The sequence below is a fragment of the Kitasatospora sp. NPDC089797 genome (assembly GCF_040684795.1).
GTDB lineage: Bacteria > Actinomycetota > Actinomycetes > Streptomycetales > Streptomycetaceae > Kitasatospora.
Genome location: NZ_JBFBGS010000013.1, coordinates 30187 through 50810, shown reverse-complemented (window position 1 = coordinate 50810; position 20624 = coordinate 30187). Strand labels below are relative to the sequence as shown.

Genomic DNA, 20624 nt, shown 5'->3' with positions numbered 1-20624 from the left:
CCGACCCCGCTCACCGGCTCCTACAGTGTCCGCCGGATCAAGGACGCCCAGGGAGCCGGTCATGCGTGTGCACTACCCCAGGACGCCGCATCTCCCCTGGTCACCGGGGGCGGCGGCGGACGACGTACGGACCGGGGACGTCTCCGGTCTGGCCGGGGCGGAGGTCGTCGTCACCGAGAAGCTGGACGGCGAGAACACCACGCTCTACCCCGACGGCCTGCACGCCCGCTCGCTGGACTCCGCCCACCACCCGTCCCGGGCCTGGGTCAAGGGCCTGCAGCACCGGATCGGCCCCCGGATCCCGGCCGGCTGGCGGATCTGCGGCGAGAACCTCTTCGCCCGGCACTCCATCCCGTACACCGACCTGGACAGCTGGTTCTACGGCTTCTCGGTCTGGACGGACCGGGACCACTGCCTGGACTGGGACACCACCGTGCGCTTCCTGCACCGTCTCGGCGTCCCGACACCCCGGGTGCTGTGGCGCGGCCGCTACGACGAACGGGCGCTGCGCGCCCTGCGGCTGGACCTGGACCGGCAGGAGGGCTTCGTGGTCCGAACCGTCCGGGGCTTCCCCCGGGCCGAGTTCGGCGAGCGGGTCGCCAAGTGGGTCCGCCCGCAGCACGTGCGGACGGACACCCACTGGATGCACGCCACCGTCGTGGAGAACGGCCTCGGGCCCACCGCCCCGCTCTGGGACGCCCGTTCGGGCCGACAGCCCGACCTCCCCCGGCTGGCCGCCGCCCTGGGGCTGCCCGAGCTCCTGGAGACGCCGGAACTCCACTGCACCCCGGAGGAGTTGGCGGAGGTGGCGGCCCGGCTGGACGAGCTCGGCCGCACCGGGGACGCCCGGCTGGCCGGGCTGCTCGCCACCGTGCTGCGCACCGCCCGCCGCCCGTCGCTGGCACCCCGGCTCGCCGGGCGGCTCGGCCTCCCGCTGGCCCGCCGGGTCGCCGACCTGGTCGGTCTCCACCCCGGCCTGCACCAGCCGTACCCGGACGAGGACCGCCGCGCCGGGCTGGTCCGGCTGACCGGCGCCGCCGACCTCGGCGTGCTGCACGCGGTGGCCGCGGCCGCCGCCCCCGGGCCCGCCGAGCGCGACCAGGTCGCCTGGTCCGCCCTGCACGCCGAGGACGCCGGGCTGCTCACCGCCGACCCGCTCGGCTGGCTGCGCACCGGACTGCGCGAGGCCCTGGCCGAGGTCGACCGCACCGCCGCCGACCGCTGCTGGGCGCAGGCCCGCGAGGCGTACGCGCTCGGTCGGATCAGCACCGTGGAGGAGGCCGTCGCCGCCACCTGGCGCTGGCGCGACGGCCGCTTCCCGCGCCTGGTCCACCTCTGCGGCCCGTCCGGCAGCGGCAAGAGCACCTTCGCCGCCACCCTGCCCGGCGTCTCCGGCCGGATCAGCCTGGACGACCTGCGCGCCGCCCTCGGCTCGCGCGCCGACCAGCGCCACAACCCCGAGGTGCTGCGCACCGCGCTGGCCCGGCTGGACGCCGCCCTGGCCTACCCCCCGCTCACCCCGGCCACCCCGGCCACCCCGCCCGCCACCGTGCTCTGGGACGCCACCTCGCTCAACCGCGAGCAGCGCTCCCAGGTCCACACGATCGCCCGCCGCCGCGACGCCCTGCTCACCCAGGTGGTGCTGCTGGTCGACGAGGCCGAGCTGCTGCGCCGCAACGCCGTCCGCCCGCACCCGGTGCCGCCCGAGGTGCTCACCGCCCAACTGCACCGTTACCAGCCGCCCTACCCCGGGCAGGCGCACCGCACGTGGTACGTCGGTCCGGGCGGCACCGTCGAGTCCACGGCGGGCACGCTCGACACCGAGGAGGACTGATGCGCCCCATCGAACAGATCTGCCAGCGCATCCGCTGGGACGCCCGCTTCGACCCGGCCCGGTTCACCCTGGGCGTGCGCCAGCGCGACGACCGCACCGAGCGCATCCCGCTGGAGGCCTTCGCCGCCGCCGGCGAGATCCCCTGGCACCGGGTCCGCTGGGTCGAGGCCGACGGCGTGACGGTGTGGGACCGGACCACCGGCGTGGACGTCCTGGACACCGCCGGGGCCGGTCGCCGCACCGAGCCGCGCCACCTGCCCGCGCCGTTCTTCACCGCCACCACCCCGTACGCGTGGCGCCCGGACACCGGCTGGGGCCCCGCCGCCGACGCCGCCACGGCCACCGCCACCGACGCCGCCACGGTCGAGGCCACTGCCGGGGGCACCCTGCGGGTGGTCACCTGGAACACCCTCTGGAACCGCTACGACGCCGACCGGATCGCCACCGCCCGCCGACGCCCGCTGCTGCTCGCCGAACTGGCCGCCGCCGACGCCGACGTCATCGCCCTCCAGGAGGTCGAACCGGCCCTGGTCGCCCAACTGCTGGCCGCGCCCTGGGTGCGCGACGGCTACGCCCTCGGCACCGACCCGGCCGGCGGGGACGTCCCCGAGTACGGGCTGCTCCTGCTCAGCCGTCTCCCGGTCCTGGCCGCCGGACGGCACGTGCTGGGCGCGCACAAGGCCGTCGCCGCCGTCACCCTCCGGGCCGGCGACGCCCCACTGACCGTCGCCGCCGTCCACCTGAGCAGCGACCACTCGGCGAACGGGCCCGACCGTCGACAGTCCGAACTCGCCCGCCTCGCCGAGGGACTGGCCGGCGTCGAGGGTGAGCTGCTGCTGCTCGGGGACTTCAACGACACCCGCTCCGGCCCGGCCGGCCCCGCCGCCGTCCTCGGGCTGCGGGACGCCTGGAGCGAGGTCCACGGCCCCGCCGACGACACCCCCACCTTCGACCCGACGGTCAACCCGCTCGCCGCCGTCTCCTCGCTCACCGGCCGGCCCGGCCGGATCGACCGCGTGCTGCACCGCTCCGACCGGACCCGCGCCACCGCGGCCGCCCTGCTCGGCGACCGGCCGGACCCCGACGGCCTCCACCCCTCCGACCACTACGGCCTGGCCGTCGACCTCGGCCTCGACGGCGCCCCCTCCCCGGAGGTCCTCGACGCCGCGCCCACCGCCCGCACCGCCGTCGCCTGGCTGCCGCCGGAACACCTCCGGCCGCCGATCCAGCAGCTGCGCGCCGCGTACGACCCGCAGCTGCACCGCTGGCCCCCGCACGTCAACCTGCTGTTCGGCTTCGTCCCGGAGTCCGACTTCGACCGCGCCCTGCCGCTGCTCGGCGCGGCCGCCGCCGAAGTGGCGCCGTTCACCGCCCGGTTGGAGGGCGTGCACACCTTCGGCCACCGCGAGGACGCCACGGTCTGGCTGGACCCGGCCTCCGCCGCGCCCGAACCCTGGGCGGCGCTGCGGCACGCCCTGGAACGCCGCTTCCCCCGCTGCCGGGGCCGCGCCGAGGGCTACACCCCGCACCTGAGCCTCGGGCGCAGCACCGACCCCCAGCGGGTGGCCGCCGACTGCGCGGCCCGACTGAACGGCATGGACGCCCGGGTGGGCGAACTGGTGCTGCTCTCCCGGCGGGGCGAGGAGCCGATGCGCCCGCGCGCCGTGGTCACCCTGGGGACGGGCGAGGTGCGGGAGCCGCCGGAGGAGCCGGTGCTGTCCCTGGGTGCCGAGTCCCCCGAACGCACCGCGCGGGCCGCCGAGTTGGTCCGACGGATCGGCGCCGCGCTGCCGGAGGGCGTGGTCCACCTGGTCGGCTCCCGTCGGCTGGGCTGCCAACTGGACGGTGGCGACGTGGATCTGGTGGCGGCCCTGCCCGGCCCGGCCGATCTGCCCGGCGTGCTCTCCCGCGTCGCGGCCGCCCTGCCCGGGGCCCGGCACCTGCGCGAGGTGCGCGGCGCCCGGGTGCCGGGCCTGCGGCTGGAGGCGGACGGGCTGACCGTCGACCTGGTCACGGTGTTCACCGGCACCCTCGACCCGGCCCGAGCCGTCGACCGGCGGGCCGAGTTGGACGAGCCCGCGGCGGTGGCGCTGAGTGCCGTCACGGACGCCGAGGCGGTCCTGTCGGCCCTCGGCGAGCGGCACGACCGCTTCGTCCGGCTGGCCCGCCGGGTCAAGACCTGGGCGCGGGCCCGTGGCCTGGACGGCGCGCCGTTCGGCCAACTGCCCTCGCTGGCCTGGTCGGTGCTGGCCGCCCGGACCGTCCTCGACCAGACCCCCGACCTCGCCGCCTCCCCTGCCCCCGCCCCCGACGACGACCTGTTCCGGCGCTTCACCGAAACCTGGGCCTCCTGGGACTGGCGCCAACCCGTCACCCTCACCGCCGAGTTCAGCGACGGGTTCAGCGACGAGTTCAGCGACGGGTTCAGCGCCGACGCCGCCCCGGAGCCCGCCACCGCAGTGACCGTCCGCACCCCCTCCGCCCCGGTCCGCAGTTGCACCACCCAGGTCGGCCCGGACACCCGCGATCTGCTCACCGAGGAGCTCTACCGCGCCTGGGAGCTCACCACCACCGCCCCCGACCCCTGGCCCGCCCTGCTCACCCCGCCCCCGCTGCACCGCCGCCATGCCGCCTGGGCCGTGGTCACCGCCGACCGGCAGTCCGAGGGCCCCGCCCGCGGCCGCCTCCGCGGCCTGCTCACCGCCCTGGAGGAGGCCGGCGCCACCCACCTGCACGCCTGGCCCCGGCCCTACCGGACCCCCGACGGCCGCACCCACTTCCCGATCGGCCTCGGCCCGGCACCGCTCTCCCCCGCCCGGCTCACCGCCGTCACCACCACCTGGTCCCGCGGCCTGCCCGGCGTCCACGTCACCCACGCCGAGTGCGGCGCCGTCCCGACCCTCACCCCGGCCGGCGAGCAGCGCCTCTGAACCCCCGAGCCGCCCCCGAAGCTGCTCGGCCTCCTCACCAGTGCGGCTCGGCCTCCCAGCCCGGGTCCGGTTCGCCCTCGGGCTCGTACGTGCGGAAGATGTGGGCGTCGACGAACCCGGCCACGGAGAACGGCTGCCGGTGGTCGGTGAGGACACGATGGACGAACTCGCCGGTGGGGCCGTCGAACCGCTCCCACTCGTCGGCGCCGTCGCGCGATCGGGCGAGGACCGGCCAGGTGTCGGGGTCGGCGGAACCGGTCAGCCAGAAGAACCCGTCGGCCTGGACCGAGTCCGCCCACTGCAGCAGGCCGCCCGCAGCGGGGAACACCGGGTACGGACGGTATATCTCACGGAGCCACTCGTCGGCGGCGAGCATCTCCCCCAGCCGCTCGGCGTCCTCGACCAGGTCGTAGCGCCCGCTCGGCGTGTCCGGGGCGCGCAGCTGCGGGTAGCCGTCGAACACCCCGGATCCGAAACGCTCCGCCAACCGCTTGTAGTCGGTCGGCAGGGCGAGGCCGAGCCGGGCCTCCACCGCGGGCCAGTCGATCACCCGTCGCGCCGCCGCCTCCCGGCCCGTGAGGGCCGCCAGCTTCTCGCTCCACTGCGCTGCCGTCTCCGCCGTCTCCGCTGTCTCCGCCGTCTCCACGGCACGGAGTACACCGCAGCCCACCGACACCGCCGGCACGGGTCCGGCGGCCACCGAGCGGATCCGGCCACAGTTGCCCGGCGCCGACCATCGGCCAACCAGAAATCTTTATTGCGCAGTTTTCATTGCGCAACTTTTCTTTCGAACCTACCGTGGAGGCATGCCAGAGCACCCTCATCCGGATGAGCGGATCACCGACCTCTCCCGCCTCAAGGCCTTCACCAACCCGCTGCGCATGCAGCTCTACCGCCTGCTCTACGCCGCCGGCACCGCCACCGCCTCCCAGCTCGCCGAGCAGGTCGACCAGGCGCCGTCCCTGGTCAGCTACCACCTGCGCAAACTCGCCGAGCACGGCTTCGTCACCGAGGCGGCCGCCCAGAGCGCCGACGGACGGGAGCGGTGGTGGCAGGTCGCCTCCGAGGAGGGCTGGGGCTTCCGGGAGTCGGACCTCACCGGCACCCCCGAGGGTGCGGCCGCCGTCGGCGCGGTCACCCGCGGCCTGGTCGACAGCCGCGCCGCCCAGTACCGCACCTACCTCGACCAGAGCGCCGCCTGGGGCGCCGAGTGGACGGACGCCGCGTTCACCTCCGAGTGGCTGCTCGACCTCACCGCATCCGAACTCGCCGAGCTGGGCGAGGAGTTGCAGGAGATCGGCCGCCGCTGGCGGGAACGCGGCAGGGCGGCGCGCACGGCCGGCGGCACGGAGCGGCGCGAGCACGTGTCCGTCCACCTGTACGGCTTCCCGTTCCGCCCGTGACCCCGGCCGAGGCCACTCCTGCCACCGCCCCCGGAAGCGCTCCCGGCACCGCTCCTGGAAGCACCCCTGACGCCGCCCACCCGCTGGAGTCCCCCATGACCACCGTGGCGACACGCCCCGCCCTGCGCCCCGCCGCCCACCGCGACGCCAACGTGGTGCGCTGGCTCGCCGCCTACACCGCCTCCCTGATCGGCGACAGCGTCTACTTCGTGGCCCTCGGCTGGTCAGCCCAGCAGGCCGCCGGCGCCACCGAGGTCGGTCTGGTGATGGCAGCCGGTGCGCTGCCCCGGGCGGTGCTGATGCTCGGCGGCGGGGTGGTCGCCGACCGCCTCGACCCGCGCCGGGTGATCCTCGGCAGCGACGCCCTGCGCTGCCTGCTGATCCTCTCCGTCGCCGCCGCCGTCGCCCTGACCTCTCCCGCCCTGTGGCTGCTGGTCGCGGTCGCGCTGGTCTTCGGCGCCGTCGACGCCCTCTTCGTCCCCGCCGTCGGCGCCCTGCCGCCCCGGATCACCGGCCCCGACCAGCTGGCCCGCGTCACCGGACTGCGGTCGCTCGCGATGCGCCTCAGCCAGATCGCCGGCCCGCCGATCGGCGGTCTGGCCATGGGCGTCGGCGGACCGGCCGCCGCTTTCGCCGTCGCGGGGACGCTGTTCGCCCTCTCGCTCCCCCTGTTGCTCTCGGTACGGATCCACCCCCCGGAGCCGCCCGCCGGCGGAACCGCGGCCGGACGCACCCCGGCCGACCGCACCACCGCCCGCGCCGACCTGCTCGACGGCCTGCGCTACATCCGCCGCCACCGCCTGCTGGGCCCCCTGGTCCTCGCCGGGGCGGTCTGCGAGCTGGGTCTCATCGGCACCCTCAACGTCGGCATGGTGCTGCTCAACGCGGAGCGCGGCTGGGGCCCGTCCGGCTACGGCCTGATCGTCGCCTGCTTCGGCGCGGGCGCCGCGGCCAGCGCAGCCCTGATCACCGTCGCCGGCCGGCTGCCCCGGGCCGGCCTCACCATGGCCGTCACCCTGCTGCTCGGCAGCATCGGCGCGGCCGCCCTGGGCGTGGTCCCCGGCCTCGGGACGGCCGCCCCGCTCGCCGCACTGGTCGGGTTGAGCGCGGGCGTCTTCGGGAGCCTGAACGGTGCCCTCCTCCAGACCACCGCCGATCCCGGCTACCTCGGCCGGGTCACCTCGGTCATGATGCTCGCCATGGTCGGCATCGCCCCGCTCGGCTACCCGGTGGTCGGCGCCGCCATCGGCGTCTGGGGCGCCGCCCCGGTCTTCCTCGGGTGCGGCGCCCTCTCCTGCCTGGGCGCGCTCTACGCCCTGAGCTCCCGTACGGTACGGACCGCCGAGCTGCCCCGCCGGTGACGCGTCACGCGGGCCGGCTCGCCCTGCCGTCCAGCCAGAGCGTGTCGGACGCGTCCCGGTGCGAGCCCGTCGTGCCGACGTGCTTGGCGTCGATCCTCGCCCCGTGCTTGAAGACGTGGACCAGCGCCATGCCGTGGCCCCGGCCCAGGTCGTACTCCTCCTTGAGCCAGGCCAGGATCGTGCCCGCCTTGGTGGCCGGGTCGTCGTAGCCGCGCTCCCGGGCGAGCGCGATGAACTCGCGGGGCGTCAGGCCGGTCTTGGTCTCGATGGTGTCCAGGTACGCCTGGAAGGACATCTGTTCCCCCTGCTCGATTCGGTGTTCCGTTCGGTGCTTCCGGAAGGTGGACCGGCCCGGCGGGCGAAACTCATCGCTCGACGGCGGACGAATCGAGCGCAGCCGTCTGCCCGCTACGGGCGCGGCCAGGAGCGCCCGTCGATGCTCTCGATGCTGGTGTTGAAGCGGCGCAGGTAGTCGGCGAAGCCGAGGATGTCGGCCTCCGGCCAGTCGGCCATCACCAGGTTCAGGGCGCGGACGTGGGCGGTGCGCTCCTCGCCCAGGCGCTGCCGCCCCTCCTCGGTGAGGCGGAACTTGCGGGCCATCCCGCCCTCGGGGTCGGGGATGCGTTCCAGCAGTCCGGCGCCGGTGAGCGCGGCGGTCTGCCGGTTGAGGGTGGAGACGTCCAGGCCGAAGGCATCGCTGAGCTGGCCGATGGACATCGGGCCCTGGGCATCGACCCGGCTGAGCAGGATGTAGGCGCTGCGCTCCAGCTGGCTGCCCTCGGGGCGGTTGTCGACCTGGCTGAGGTCGCGGTGGCGGGCGAACACCAGGAACTCGAGGGCGACCTGGTGGGTGGGGCTGGTCATGTCGAAGTCCCTTCATCGCCGCTCGACCTGCGGATTCCTCGGTGATCATCCCAGTATGCCAGAGGAGTGCACCTCACACATGATGTGCACGATGCACAAGGAATGTATGCTCCAGTTGATGTGCACGATGCACATTCCATGCAAGCAGCACATTCCGGGCCCGTCGCACGGGCCCGGCCACCCCGCCCCCGCCTGCCGAGCCCCAGGAGGCCCGCCATCAACGGCCCAGCCCCCACCCTCCGTACCGGTCCGATCGTCGCCACGCTCGCCTTCACCGGCACCGTCGCCGCGATCATGCAGACCCTGGTCACCCCGCTGATCAGCGAACTGCCCCAACTGCTGCACACCACCTCCTCCAACGCCTCCTGGGTCATCACCGCGACCCTCCTCTCCGCCGCCGTGTTCGTCCCGATCAGCGGGCGCCTGGGCGACCTGCTCGGCAAGCGCACGATGCTGATCGCCTCCTGCGTCCCGCTGCTGGCCGGCTCGGTGCTCTGCGCGCTGTCCTCCTCCGTGCTGCCGATGATCACCGGACGCGCGCTCCAGGGCATGGGCATGGGACTGGTGCCGCTCGGCATCAGCCTGCTGCGCGACGTCCTGCCACCGGAACGCCTCGGCTCGGCGATCGCGCTGGTCAGCGCCTCGATGGGGATCGGCGGCGGACTCGGCCTGCCGATCGCCGCCGCCGTCGCCGACTACACCAGCTGGCGCGCGCTGTTCTGGGGCACCGCCGTCCTGACCCTCGTCATCATCGGGTTGATCCGCACCGTCGTCCCCGCCCCCGCCCCGCTCGCCGAACCCGCCGGCACCCGGCCCACCGGCGCCGCCCGCTCCACCGGACGCTTCGACTACATCGGCGCCGCCGGCCTCAGCGTCGGCCTGGTCTGCCTGCTGCTGCCGGTCTCCAAGGGCGGCGACTGGGGCTGGGGCAGCACCCGCACCCTGGGGCTGTTCACCGCCGCCGCGGCCGTCCTGATGCTCTGGGCCCGCTGGGAACTGCGCATCGCCGCACCGCTGGTGGACCTGCGGGTCACCGCCCGCCCGCGGGTGCTGCTCACCAACGCGGCCTCCGTCCTGGTCGGCTTCGGCATGTACGCCCAGGCGCTGATCCTGCCCCAGCTGCTCCAGCTGCCGAAGGCCACCGGCTACGGGCTGGGCCAGTCGATGCTGGCCATGGGCCTGTGGATGGCCCCGGGCGGGCTGATGATGATGATCGTCTCCCCGCTGGGCGGACGGCTCTCCGCCGCGCGCGGCCCCAAGGTCACCCTGATCGCCGGTGCGCTGGCGATCGCCGCCGGGTACGGGCTCGCGCTCCCGCTGATGGGCTCCACCTGGGGCCTGCTGCTCGCCACCGTCGTCTCCAACGGCGGCGTCGGGCTGGCTTACGGCGCGATGCCCGCGCTGATCATGAGCGCGGTACCGCTGTCCGCGACGGCCTCCGCCAACAGCTTCAACACCCTGATGCGCTCGTTGGGCACCTCGACGGCGGCCGCGGTGATCGGCGTGGTGCTGTCCCAGCTGACCACCACGCTCGGCGGACACACCCTCCCCTCGCAGGGCGGCTTCCGGATCGGCCTGGCGATCGGCTGCGGGGTGGCCCTGATCGCGGCCGCCGTCGCCGCCGCGATACCCGCCCCGCCGATCCCCTCGGCCCTGCCGACCCCCGCGGCCCCGCCGGCGGCAGCGACCGCCCCCACCGCACCGACCGCCCCCACCGCGCCCGGCCCGGCCACCGGGGACGCCACGACCACCACCCTCCGGTCGGAGACCGACGGCAGCTCCGACCGGAGGGACCCCGCCACCACCTGATCCCCGGGCACCCGGTCGGCATGACCGGGCCACCGGCGGCGAATTGGCCCGCGACGCACTCTCCGCCCTCCCCTACCCTCGGCCCGAGAACCGATCAACGGAGAACGCATGCACCCCGAACTCGCCACCGACCTCGACCAGTTGCCCGCCCTGCTGGAGGAGGCACGGCAGCGGGCCGCCGGCTTCCTCACCGGCCTGGACGAGCGACCGGTGATCCCGCCGCGGACCGACCGGCCGATGCCCGCGGCACCGCTGCCCGAGAACGGCGGCGGACTGCGGGCGGCCCTGGCGGAGTTCGGCGAACGCTGGGAACCCCGGCTGTCGGCCAGCGCCGGGCCGCGCTACTTCGGGTTCGTGACCGGCGGCGCGACCCCGGCCGCGCTGGTCGGCGACTGGCTGACCGCCACCGCCGACCAGAACTCCAACTCCTCGCTCGATCCGGCCGGTCAGCACCTGGAGCGGGAGACGGTCGACTGGCTGCGCGATCTGTTCGGGCTCTCCGCCGCGCACAGCGGCACCTTCGTCAGCGGTGCCACCATGTCCAACACCGTCGGCCTGGCGATCGCCCGGGAGTGGCTGGGCGAGCGGCTCGGGGTGGACGTGGCCGAGGACGGGGTGGCCGCGCTCGGCCGGGTGCGGGTGCTCTCCGGCAGCGCGCACTCCAGCGTCGCCAAGGCCCTGTCCGTCCTGGGCCTCGGCCGCACCGCGCTGACCGCCCTCCCCACCCTGCCCGGCCGGGAGGCCGTCGACCCGGCCGCGCTGGAACGGGCACTCGCCGAGGCCGACGGCCCGTGCGTCGTGGTCGCCAACGCGGGCACCGTGAACACCGTCGACTTCGACGACCTGCGCGCGATCGCCGCGCTCCGGGAGCGGTACGCGTTCTGGCTGCACGTGGACGCCGCCTTCGGCGCCTTCGCCGCGCTCTCCCCCGGGCACGCCGGCCTGACGGCCGGACTGGACCTCGCCGACTCGGTCTGCGTGGACCTGCACAAGTGGCTCAACGTCCCCTACGACAGCGCCGTGCAGTTCACCCGCCGCCGCGACCTCCAGGCCCGGGTCTTCCAGAACGCCGCCGCCTACCTCGGCCCGATCGGCGGCCACCCCGACCTGGTGCACCTCACCCCGGAGAACTCGCACCGCCTGCGCGCCCTGGCCGCCTGGTTCACCCTGCGCGCCTACGGCCGGGCCGGCCACCGGGAGATCGTCGAGCGCTGCATCACGGGCGCCCGCGCGCTGGGCGAGGCGATCGACGCGACCGACGGACTGCGGCTGCTCGCCCCGGTCCGCCTCAACGTGGTCTGCTTCACCCTCGCCGACGACCCCACCCCGGAGCGCCTCGCCGCCCTCGCCGCCCGGGTCTCGGACCGGGCCTTCCTCACCCCCACCCGCTACGCCGGACTGCCCGCCCTCCGCGCGGCGTTCAGCAATTGGCGCACCACGGAGGCGGACGTCCGGCGGACGGCCGACGCGCTCGCCGCGGCCGTGCCGGCCCACTGACGGTGAAGACCCACTGACGGTGCAGCCCCCCCCCCGCGCCGAAGACCCGCCGACGGCGAAGCCCCGCTCACGGCACCGCTCAAGGGTGCGCACCGTCGCCGTACACGCCGCCCGCCGCATCGGTGAGGCTCGCCATCAGCTCCGCGTGGGCGAGGTTCAGGAACCGCAGGCCCCGCCACCGGGGGTTGTGGTCGGGGTGGTCACGGAAGCCGTCCGCGGTGTCGCACAGCCGCTGCCACCAGATCATCACGTCCTGGCGCAGCCGCTGGGTCTCGCCGGGCACGTCGACCCGGCCGTCGTCCACCACCTCGCCCCAAGCGCCGAGCAAGTCGGCCAGGTGCACGCAGTCCTCGTCGGTGAGGTCGGCGAGGCGCTCGGCCGCGAAGCGGATGGCGCTGCCCTCGCGCTGCGCCTCGACCACCTCGCCGAGCCGGGCGGCCAGGAAGGCCTGCAAGGGGGGCACGTCGTCGTGGTGCAAGTCGTCGGAGAACTCCAGCAGTTCCCTGCGCCGGTAGTCGGCAGCCATCGTGCGTGCTCCCTCGGTTCGGTTCGGCGCCCGCCTCGGCCATCCGCTTCGCCCCCGGAGCAGGGCTCGGAGCAGCGCCTGCCTCGGCGTCCGGATCAGCGCCGGATGACGGAGCGTCAGACCCCGTCGCCTCCCGACCCTAGACCTCAACGGGGCGCCCCCACCGGCGATTCCACAGATCCTCACCCTTCGGATCCGGCGCCGCGACACGCCCTCCACCCTTGACCCTCACACTGGTGTGAGGCTCGATGATGGCTGCCATGACCGCCACTGCTCACGACCCGTACGCGCTGCTCGCGCAGAGCCGCCTCGGCATCCTGGCCACCATCAAGGCGGACGGGCGGCCCCAGCTCTCCCCCGTCCTGCCCTTCTACGACCGCGAGGCGAACGCCATCCTCATCTCCACCCGGGAGGGGCTGGCGAAGACCGCGAACCTGCGCCGGGACCCGCGGGTGAGCCTGGAGGTGACCGGGCCGGAGGGTCGGTCCTGGGCCACCGCCGAGGGCGTCGCCACCCTCACCGGCCCGGGCACCGACCCGGACGGGCCGGAGGTGGAGGCGCTGGTCGAGTACTACCGCCGCGCCGCCGGGGAGCACCCCGACTGGGCCGAGTACCGCGCGGTGATGGTCGCCGACCGGCGGGTGCTGCTCACCATCCCGGTCGACCACGTCTACGGCGCCCGGATCTGACCGGCCGTCCCGGCCACCGACACGGGGGTGCGGTGGCCGGGACGGTGTCACTCCGCCGGTCTCGCTCCGGCGGCGTCACTCCGGCGGCGCGCCGCCGGCGCCGGTCAGCCCCGGACCGCCGTCACCACCGTGGCGTCCAGCTCCTCCGCACGGCTCACCGCCGCCGTCAGTCCCGCCGCCCGCGCCACCGCGAGCGCCTCGGCCGCCTGCCGCTCGCTGGTCTCGAACAGCAGCGCGCCGCCCGCCGCCAGCCACTGCGGCGCCGCCGCGGTCACCCGGCGCAGCACGTCCAGCCCGTCCGCCCCGCCGTCCAGCGCGGGCCGCGCCTCGTGCAGCCGGGCCTCCGGCGGCAACAGCTCGATGTCGCCGCTCGGTACGTACGGGACGTTGGCGATCAGCACCTCCACCCGCCCGCGCAGCGCGTCGGGCAGGGCGGCGAACAGGTCGCCCTCGAAGACCCGGGCGGCCGTTCCGGCGAGGTTGCGGCGGGCGCAGCGGACGGCGCCCGGGTCCAGGTCGGTGGCGTACAGCTCGACCGGGTGCCCGGCCCCGGTCGCGACCGCCGCGACGGCGGCGCCGAGCGCGCCGCTTCCGCAGCACAGGTCGACCACCACGGCTCCGGCCCGGGCGTGCCGGGCGGCCTCGGCGGCGAGGAACTCGCTGCGGCGGCGCGGGACGAACACGCCGGGGTCGACGGCGATCCGCAGTCCGGCGAACTCGGCCCAGCCGACGACGTGTTCGAGCGGACGGCCCTGGGCGCGGCCGCGGACCATCGCGGCGAGTTCGGCGGGCGTGGCGGCGGCGGCGAGCAGGATCCGCGCCTCCTCCTCGGCGAACACGCAACCGGCGGCGCGCAGTCGGGAGACGACGGAGGAACGGAGAACAGCGGAGGCGAAGACCGGCAAAGGGGACCCCTTGGGCAGGACGGGAGGAGAACGGAGTACTCCGTCAGGGCTCCCGCCAGGGCCGACACCGCGTCGGCGCACCCGCGCTACGCGCGCGGCGCGCCCGCACGGCCGCGCTCCGGGAGCACCCGCTCGGACGTACCGGGCATGGAACTCACCTCCCTGGATCGCGGTCGTGTTCAGCGTCGGCCACCCTACCGCACCCCCGTCCCCGTTCCCCGGCCCGCCGGCCGACGCGACGACGGGCTCGCGGACCCGCTCGACCGCCGGCTCAGCCGAGGAAGTCGGCCACCAGCTCGGCGAACTCCTCCGGAGTGGCGACCGGCACCCCGAGCTCCTCCGCCTTGGCCCGCTTGGACCCGGCCTTCTCCCCCGCGACCAGCAGGGTGGTCCGCTTGGACACCGAGGAGGAGGCCTTGCCCCCGGCCCGTTCGATCAGCTCGTTGACGGCGTTGCGGGAGAGCTCGGCCAGCGCTCCGGTCATGCTGCCGGTCACCACCACGCTCTGCCCCGCCAACGGACCGGCGCCGGCTGCCGCACCCGCACCCGCCGTATCCGGGCCCGGGCCGGGCGCGGCCGCCGGGACGACCGGCGCGGTCACCTGCGTCCCCACCCCCTGCTCCGCCAGCCGGTCCAACAGCGGTGCCACCGCGCCGAGTTCGGCGACGATCACGGCCGCCTTCTCGGCCCCGATGCCGTCCACCCCGGCCAGCGCCTCGGCGTCGGCGGCCCGGATCGCGGCCATGCTGCCGAAGTGCGCGGCGATCCGGCGCGACATGGTCCGCCCGGTGCCCCTGATGCCCAGGGCGCAGAACACCCGGTTCAGCGGTCGCGTCCGGGCCGTCTCCAGGGCGGCGAGCAGGTTGTCGGCGCTGGTCCCGCCCATCCGCTCCAGGGTGAGCAGTTGTTCCCTCGTCAGGGTGAAGAGGTCGGCGAGGTCGGCGACCAGCCCGGATTCGACCAGTTGGACGGCCCGGGTGCCGCCGAGGCCCTCGATGTCGAGCTGGTCGCGCCCGGCCGCGTAGATCACCGAGGCGACGGCCTGGCAGCCCCGGCCACGCACGCAGCGCCAGCGCTGCTCGCTGCGGTCGATGGCGTCACCGCAGCGCGGGCACACCTCGGGGAAGGCGATCGGCTGCTCGGCACCGGTGCGCTTCTCGACCAGCGGCGCCTCGACCCGGGGGATGACGTCCCCGGCGCGGTAGACGAACACCTGGTCCCCGATCATCAGTCCGCGGCGCTCGATGTCGGCGGGGTTGTGCAGCGTCGCGTAGGTGACGGTGACGCCGTCGATCACCACCGGGTCGAGCACCGCGCGGGGCGCGATGATGCCGGTGCGGCCGACGTTCCACTCGACGCCGAGCAGCCGGGTGACCTTGTGCTGGGCCTGGAGCTTGCGGGCCACCGCCCACCGGGGCGCCCGGGAGCCGGAGCCCGCCTCGTCCTGGTCGGCCACCGCGTCGGCCTTGACGACGACCCCGTCGATGCCGAAGGGCAGGGCGGCCCGCAGGGCGGCGATCTCCTCGATCCGCTGCTCGGCCTCGGCGAGCGTGCCGCAGCGCAGGGGCGCGGCCGGGGTGCTGGCGGCGGTGTTGGCGCCGAGTGCGGCGAGCCGGCCGAGCAGCGCGGCGTGGTCGAGACCGGGCAGGCCGTGGGCGTCGTAGCCGAAGAAGGTGAGCTCGACCCGGTAGGGGCGGTCCTTGGCGCGCAGCGTGCCGGCGGCGCCGCTGCGCGGGTGGGCGAACGGGGTGGCGCCGTGGGCGGTGCGCACCGCGTTGGCCTGTTCGAACTGTTCGTGGGTGAGCAGCACTTCGCCGCGCAGTTCGACGTCGAGCGGCTCGGCGAGCCGGGCGGGCAGGCCGAGCACGGCGTCGGCGGCGTGGGTGATGTCCTCGCCGGCCAGGCCGTCGCCCCGGGTGAGCACCTGCTGCAGGCGGCCCGCGCGGTAGCGGGCGGCGACGGCCAGGCCGTCCAGCTTGGGCTCGACGCACCAGGCGGCGACCGGCCGGCCGAGTCTGCGCTCCAGCCCGGCGGCCCAGGACTCCAGCTCCTCGGCCGAGAAGACGTTGTCGAGCGAGAGCATCGGCGTGCTGTGCGGGACGTCGCCGACGGCCGCGCCACCGGCCACCTTGCCGGTGGGCGACTCGGGCAGCACCTGGTCGGGGTGGGCGCGCTCGTAGGCCTCGATCGCCCGGACCAGGGCGTCGTACTCGTCGTCCCCGAGCGGGGTGGAGCCGTCGGCGTAGTACGCCGCAGCCGCCCGAACGGCGGTGGCGACGGCGTCGGCGTAGGCCTCCGGGGAGGCGGGAGCGGCAGGGGTGGCCGAGGTGGCTGCGTCCTTCATACCGCCATCATCGCGAGCCGCACTGACATTCGACCTGCTCCGCCGCGGGCCGCGTACGCCGGACGGACCCCGACCGGACGGACCCCGGCCGGACGGATCGCGGCCGAGGACCCCGGCCGAGGAGCCCCCGCCGGACGGACCCTACGCGGTGCGGACCTGCTGGGTGAGGAACAGGGCCGCGCGGTCGAGCGCCTGGTCCGCCTCGTCGAGGACGCCGGCGAAGGCCTGGAACACGTGGGGCACATCGGCGGTGACGTCGAGGACGACGTCCACTCCGGCCGCGCGGGCCCGGGCGGCCATCCGGGTGGAATCGTCCAGCAGCACCTCGTTGGTGCCCACCTGAAGGAGCATCGGCGGGAGGCCGGTCGGATCGGCCAGGACGGCCGGGCTGAGCAGGGGCTGCCGCGGGTCGGCCCCGCCGAGGTACATGTCCCCGGTGTGCCGCACGCTCTCCCGGGTGAAGAACGGGTCGGCGTCCTCCTTGGTGACCATGGACTCGCCCGACCGGGTCGCGTCCAGGCCGGGCGAGAAGGCCACGATCGCGGCGGGCATCGGGAGCCCGGCGTCACGGGCGGCGAGGCAGGTGGTGACGGTGAGGCCGCCGCCGGCGGAGTCCCCCGCGAACACGATGGTCGACGGGTCCGCACCGCCGTCGAGCAGGGCCCGGTAGGCGCTCAGGGTGTCGTCGATCGCGGCCGGGAACGGATGCTCGGGGGCGAGCCGGTAGTCCACCGAGAACGACCGGAGACCGGTCCTGGCCACCAGGTTCGCCGTCAGCGACAGCGCGGTCTCGGGGGAGCCGAACACCCAGCCGCCGCCGTGGAAGTAGAGGATCGTCCCGCCGCGCGCGCCGTCCTCCGGCTCGACCTGCAGGGCGGGCCGGTCGCCCAGTGTCGTCCAGCTGGTGCGGACGGTGTCGGGCACGATCATCCCGGCCATCATCGCCTTGAAGCCGGCCCGGAGCTCCTCGACCGACCGGGGCCCCTCGGACCGGGCCTGCTGCAACTGCGCGCCGATCCCGGCCCGCTGCTCCCTGCTCATACGAATGCCTTCCGTCGAAGTACCTTCCACTACACTATATGCCATGGCATCCACATGGCACGGCGGCGCCGCCGACCTCCCGGGCTTCTTCGCCGACCTCGTCCGCTGCGAGACCCGGCTGTACAACGCCCTCAACGAACGCCTCCGCGAACGGCACGGCATCGTCACCTCGCAGTTCGAGTTCCTGCGCCACCTCCGCGACCACCCCGGCGCCCGGGTGGCGGACCTGGCCGCGGAGTTCGCCATCGGCATCGGAGCCACCAGCAAGGGCGTCGACCGCCTGGAACGCCAGGGATGGGTCGTGCGCCGGCCGAACCCGGCCGACCGCCGCTCCTCGCTGCTCGACCTGACCGACGACGGCGCACGGCTGGCCGCCGCCGCGGCCGCGACCTTCGCCGACCGGCTGGCCGAACTGCTCACGGGGGCCCTCGGGGACTCCCCCCTCACGGCCGCCGCACAGACCCTCGCCCAGCTGCGCGCCGCCCTCGAACGCGACCAGACCGGCACCCCCACCGGCTGACCCGTCCGCACCCGCACCGATGCGCCCGCGAAGCGACCGGCGGCCCGGCGGACGGCGGCGGCACTCTCCGCCGGAGCCCGCCGTCCGCCCGGTGCCGCGATGCGGAAGACCCCGAACCCGCCCTCGCCGCCCCGGATCTGCACGTGGTGATGTGCCGTGTGCTGTGCACCGTCACCTGTTCGCGGTGCTGAGCCGCGCTGTTGATGGGGAGTCGAACCCCGCGTTGCCCTCCACGTGCCAGGAGTGGGCCGGAAACCGCCGGCCCTCGGTGTGTGCACGCCTCCGGAGCCGCTACCTGCTCCACCTCGCCGCCATCGGCCGGACGGTTCAGTCCAGCAGATCGACCTCCCAGTTCGTGCGCTGGATCCGCACGTCGACCTCGCGGATCTCCCGGGCCGGGGCATCCGCCCGGCCCCGCAGCTCGGCGACCGGAAGCGCCGGGAGCATCATCAGCTCGGACCGGAGCTGTCGGCCGTACCCGCGCTCGCCCTTGCCCGCCGCCGCGTCCGCCGCCGCGGTGACCACGGAGTGGCGCAACCGCAGGACGTCCCGGCGGGCGAGGGCGTCGGTCGGGGCGGGCGACCCACCCGCGTGAACCCCCGTGGGCGGCCGGGCCCGCGCCGGGGGTCCATCGTGAACAGCCGGCAGTAGCGCGACGGCAGCAGGCCGTAGAAGGGCGCCGCGCCGCTCCCGCCCGGTGCGGTCAGGAAACGGCGGCAGGAGACGGGCAGTGCGATCCGGTGGTCGGCCTCGAGCGCGGCGACCTGCCCGTCCGCCAACGGGGGTTCGAGGCGAAGTCGCGCCCGGTTGCCTCCGACCGGCCGGCGGGCCCGAGGGCCGGTCGGAGGCAACCTGCCGGCGCAGGACCGGTCGACCGAGGGGCGTCAGGCCGGGCGGGGCGGGGCCGGGCGGGTGCGGTAGCCGGCCGAGCTGCCCGGCGGGACGAGGCAGGGCAGCAGCCAGTCCCACAGGGCGCCCACCCGGCGGGCGCGTTCATCGCGAGGGCAGCCGTCGGCGAAGACCACCTCCAGGCCGCAGGCGGCCGTCACCACCAGCGTCTCCGGGCCGGGTCCGGCGGAGCGGTCGCGCAGCTCACCGGCCCGGCGGGCGCCCGACAGCAGGTCCCCGACGACACCCGCCCAGACGCCGTGGAAGCCCCGCACCCCCGTGGAGGTCCCGGAGGGCGCCGCCGGGCGGGGCGCCGCCGCCCACTCCGCGCCGTCGCGCCCGAGCCGGAAGGCCGCCCGGATCACCGCGTCCGACCCCAGGGCGTCCACCAGCCAGTAGCCGGCGTCGATCAGGGCCTGGAGCGGCGAGTCCACCGGGCGCGGGGTGCCGCAGGCGGTGCGCAGCGCGTGCTCGGCCTGTTCGAACACCGCTCTGGCCAGGTCCTCCTTGGAGGCGAAGTGGAAGTAGAGCGCCCCCTTCGTCACCCCGGCGGCTCCGGCGATCTCACCGAGCGTGGCACCGGCGTACCCGCAGCGGTCGAACAGCTCCGCCCCCGCCTCCACCAGTCGTTCGCGCGTCCGTTCCGACCTTTCCTGGACCACCCGTCCCACCGTCCTTCGCAGCCACCGGCCCGTTCCGGCCGGACTTGGGCACCGCCCGTCCCGGCACCGCCTCCTGCGGCCACCGAACCGGCTCGACCGGCCCTGCTCGACCGGCCCTGCTCAATCGACCCCGCTCAACCGACCCTGCTGAACCGGCCCGCACCGGCCGGTGCCGCGACGGCCTGCGGGGCGGTGGTGGCGGGCTCGCGCTCCGCCCGTTCGGGGCCGGCCAGCAGGATGGAGCGCTGGAGGCGGCGCAGTCCGGCGGAGGGCTCCATGCCCAACTCCCGTACCAGGGTGTTGCGCAGGCGCTGGTAGGCCTCCAGGGCCTCGCTCCGTCGGCCGGAGCGGTGCAGGGCCACCATGTACTGGCCGTGCAGGCTCTCGTGGGTGCGGTAGCGGTCCACCAGCACCGTCAGCTCGGCCAGCAGCACCCGGTGCCGCCCCAGCCGCAGATCCGCCTCGATCCGCTGGTCCAGCGCACAGAGCCGGGTCTCCTCCAACCGCTTCGCCTCCACCGCGAGTTGGCCGCCCAGCGGTACGTCGGCCAGGGCCGGACCGCGCCACAGCGCGAGCGCCTCGCCCAACTGGCGCGCGGCGAGCGGGAAGTCGTCGCCGTCCATCGCCCGGTAGCCCGCCCCTGCCAGCCGCTCGAACTCGCGCACGTCCGTCATTCCGCCGCCGCTGTTCAGCATGTAGCCGCCGGGCGAGGTGACCAGGACGTCCTTGGCGCAGGACACACCGGCCGCCGCACCGGCCCCGGTGAGCGCCCGGTCGATCAGGTCACGCAGTTGCAGCACGTACGTCTGCACGGTGGTGCGCGCGCTGCGCGGCGGCCGCCCGGACCACAGCTCCTCGGCCAGCACCCTGGCCGGGACCACCTGATCCGCCCGTAAGGCCAGCAGCCCCAGCACCTGCCGGGGCTTCGGCGCCGTCGGCACCACCGACACCCCGCACACCCGGACGTCCAGCGCCCCGAGCACCCGAATTTCCACGATGACCACCCCAATCACACGGAACGCCACGGCCCTTCCGCCGCGGCCGGCACCCGGGTCGACACCCCAGGGTCAACTGTCACCAGTCAAAAACAGGACGCGCGGTTTGTCAATACAAAACCGAACGCTCTGTTTGTTTCTGGAATCCGGGCATCCCCCTGGCAGCCCACCGGGCACGGCGGCCGCTTCCACGCCCCACGTAGCCGCTGCGCCACTCACCGTAGCCACACCCGGACAAACCGAAGGCGGCGTCGGACCCCCGGGTCCCGCGCCGCCATCCATCCGCCCGCACCAGCACCGACCGCCACACCGGGCTCCGCCGACTGCCGATCCAACCCGCCCAACTCCGGCTCGGA

General features: G+C 75.3%; 17 protein-coding genes and 1 pseudogene. 8 read left to right on the top strand and 10 right to left on the bottom strand.

The annotated features are described in order from the left end of the window. The first annotated feature begins 61 nt into the window (after positions 1–61). Positions 62–1834, top strand: a complete 1773-nt coding sequence (locus AB0O91_RS12510) for an RNA ligase family protein (protein WP_363430921.1) — start codon at positions 62–64, stop codon at positions 1832–1834. Then, positions 1834–4764 (top strand): poly(A) polymerase, encoded by a 2931-nt coding sequence (locus tag AB0O91_RS12505; RefSeq protein WP_363430918.1) that lies wholly within the window; start codon positions 1834–1836, stop codon positions 4762–4764. The genes AB0O91_RS12510 and AB0O91_RS12505 overlap by 1 nt, the downstream gene beginning before the upstream one ends. 34 nt (positions 4765–4798) lie before the next feature. On the opposite strand, the gene AB0O91_RS12500 is transcribed toward AB0O91_RS12505, so the two are convergent. Continuing rightward, entirely contained in the window at positions 4799–5410 is a 612-nt protein-coding gene (locus tag AB0O91_RS12500; RefSeq protein ID WP_363430915.1) for an SMI1/KNR4 family protein, read from the bottom strand. A gap of 160 nt (positions 5411–5570) precedes the next feature. On the opposite strand from AB0O91_RS12500, the gene AB0O91_RS12495 reads away from it, so the two are divergent. Then, on the top strand, positions 5571–6167 hold the full coding sequence (locus AB0O91_RS12495; RefSeq protein ID WP_363430913.1) for a helix-turn-helix domain-containing protein: 597 nt from the start codon (positions 5571–5573) through the stop codon (positions 6165–6167). A gap of 95 nt (positions 6168–6262) precedes the next feature. Then, positions 6263–7528, top strand: coding sequence for an MFS transporter (locus tag AB0O91_RS12490; protein ID WP_363430910.1), 1266 nt, complete (start codon positions 6263–6265; stop codon positions 7526–7528). Between the two features lie 4 nt (positions 7529–7532). On the opposite strand, the gene AB0O91_RS12485 is transcribed toward AB0O91_RS12490, so the two are convergent. Both AB0O91_RS12485 and AB0O91_RS12480 read right to left on the bottom strand, forming a co-directional pair. Next, positions 7533–7823: a DUF4287 domain-containing protein gene (locus tag AB0O91_RS12485; RefSeq protein WP_363430908.1), complete on the bottom strand. Its 291-nt coding sequence runs from the start codon at positions 7821–7823 to the stop codon at positions 7533–7535. 113 nt (positions 7824–7936) lie between these two features. Continuing rightward, positions 7937–8392 carry a MarR family transcriptional regulator gene (locus tag AB0O91_RS12480; RefSeq protein ID WP_363430905.1) on the bottom strand — a complete coding sequence of 152 codons (456 nt, stop codon included), beginning with the start codon at positions 8390–8392 and terminating at the stop codon, positions 7937–7939. Positions 8393–8608: 216 nt separating this feature from the next. On the opposite strand from AB0O91_RS12480, the gene AB0O91_RS12475 reads away from it, so the two are divergent. Both AB0O91_RS12475 and AB0O91_RS12470 read left to right on the top strand, forming a co-directional pair. Continuing rightward, complete coding sequence (locus tag AB0O91_RS12475; RefSeq protein ID WP_363431154.1) at positions 8609–10201, top strand: MFS transporter; 1593 nt, start codon at positions 8609–8611, stop codon at positions 10199–10201. 108 nt (positions 10202–10309) lie between these two features. Continuing rightward, a complete protein-coding gene (locus AB0O91_RS12470) occupies positions 10310–11698 on the top strand; it encodes a pyridoxal-dependent decarboxylase (protein ID WP_363430902.1) in 1389 nt (462 codons plus the stop codon). A gap of 79 nt (positions 11699–11777) precedes the next feature. On the opposite strand, the gene AB0O91_RS12465 is transcribed toward AB0O91_RS12470, so the two are convergent. Then, positions 11778–12224, bottom strand: coding sequence for a hypothetical protein (locus tag AB0O91_RS12465; RefSeq protein ID WP_363430900.1), 447 nt, complete (start codon positions 12222–12224; stop codon positions 11778–11780). A 260-nt stretch (positions 12225–12484) separates the two neighbouring features. Between AB0O91_RS12465 and AB0O91_RS12460 the strand changes: the two genes are divergently transcribed. Further along, positions 12485–12913 carry a PPOX class F420-dependent oxidoreductase gene (locus tag AB0O91_RS12460; protein WP_363430898.1) on the top strand — a complete coding sequence of 143 codons (429 nt, stop codon included), beginning with the start codon at positions 12485–12487 and terminating at the stop codon, positions 12911–12913. Positions 12914–13017: 104 nt separating this feature from the next. Here AB0O91_RS12460 and AB0O91_RS12455 read toward each other — a convergent pair whose 3' ends face one another. The 3 genes from AB0O91_RS12455 to AB0O91_RS12445 form a co-directional block, all read right to left on the bottom strand. Beyond that, entirely contained in the window at positions 13018–13818 is an 801-nt protein-coding gene (locus AB0O91_RS12455; RefSeq protein ID WP_363430895.1) for a putative protein N(5)-glutamine methyltransferase, read from the bottom strand. A gap of 271 nt (positions 13819–14089) precedes the next feature. Next, positions 14090–16162 carry an NAD-dependent DNA ligase LigA gene (gene ligA / locus AB0O91_RS12450; RefSeq protein ID WP_363430892.1) on the bottom strand — a complete coding sequence of 691 codons (2073 nt, stop codon included), beginning with the start codon at positions 16160–16162 and terminating at the stop codon, positions 14090–14092. A 141-nt stretch (positions 16163–16303) separates the two neighbouring features. Further along, the gene (locus AB0O91_RS12445; RefSeq protein WP_363430889.1) at positions 16304–17203 is read right to left on the bottom strand and encodes an alpha/beta hydrolase; all 900 of its coding nucleotides are present in this window, start codon (positions 17201–17203) and stop codon (positions 16304–16306) included. A gap of 43 nt (positions 17204–17246) precedes the next feature. Here AB0O91_RS12445 and AB0O91_RS12440 point away from each other — a divergent pair, with 43 nt between their 5' ends. After that, positions 17247–17723, top strand: coding sequence for a MarR family winged helix-turn-helix transcriptional regulator (locus tag AB0O91_RS12440; RefSeq protein ID WP_363430887.1), 477 nt, complete (start codon positions 17247–17249; stop codon positions 17721–17723). A gap of 327 nt (positions 17724–18050) precedes the next feature. Here the strand turns inward: AB0O91_RS12440 and AB0O91_RS12435 are convergent. The 3 genes and pseudogenes from AB0O91_RS12435 to AB0O91_RS12425 form a co-directional block, all read right to left on the bottom strand. Then, a pseudogene (locus AB0O91_RS12435) lies at positions 18051–18293 on the bottom strand (DIP1984 family protein); the annotation flags it as partial. Positions 18294–18607: 314 nt separating this feature from the next. Beyond that, complete coding sequence (locus AB0O91_RS12430) at positions 18608–19273, bottom strand: ScbR family autoregulator-binding transcription factor (RefSeq protein ID WP_363430884.1); 666 nt, start codon at positions 19271–19273, stop codon at positions 18608–18610. Between the two features lie 134 nt (positions 19274–19407). Then, the gene (locus AB0O91_RS12425) at positions 19408–20268 is read right to left on the bottom strand and encodes an AfsR/SARP family transcriptional regulator (RefSeq protein ID WP_363430881.1); all 861 of its coding nucleotides are present in this window, start codon (positions 20266–20268) and stop codon (positions 19408–19410) included. Positions 20269–20624 lie beyond the last annotated feature (356 nt).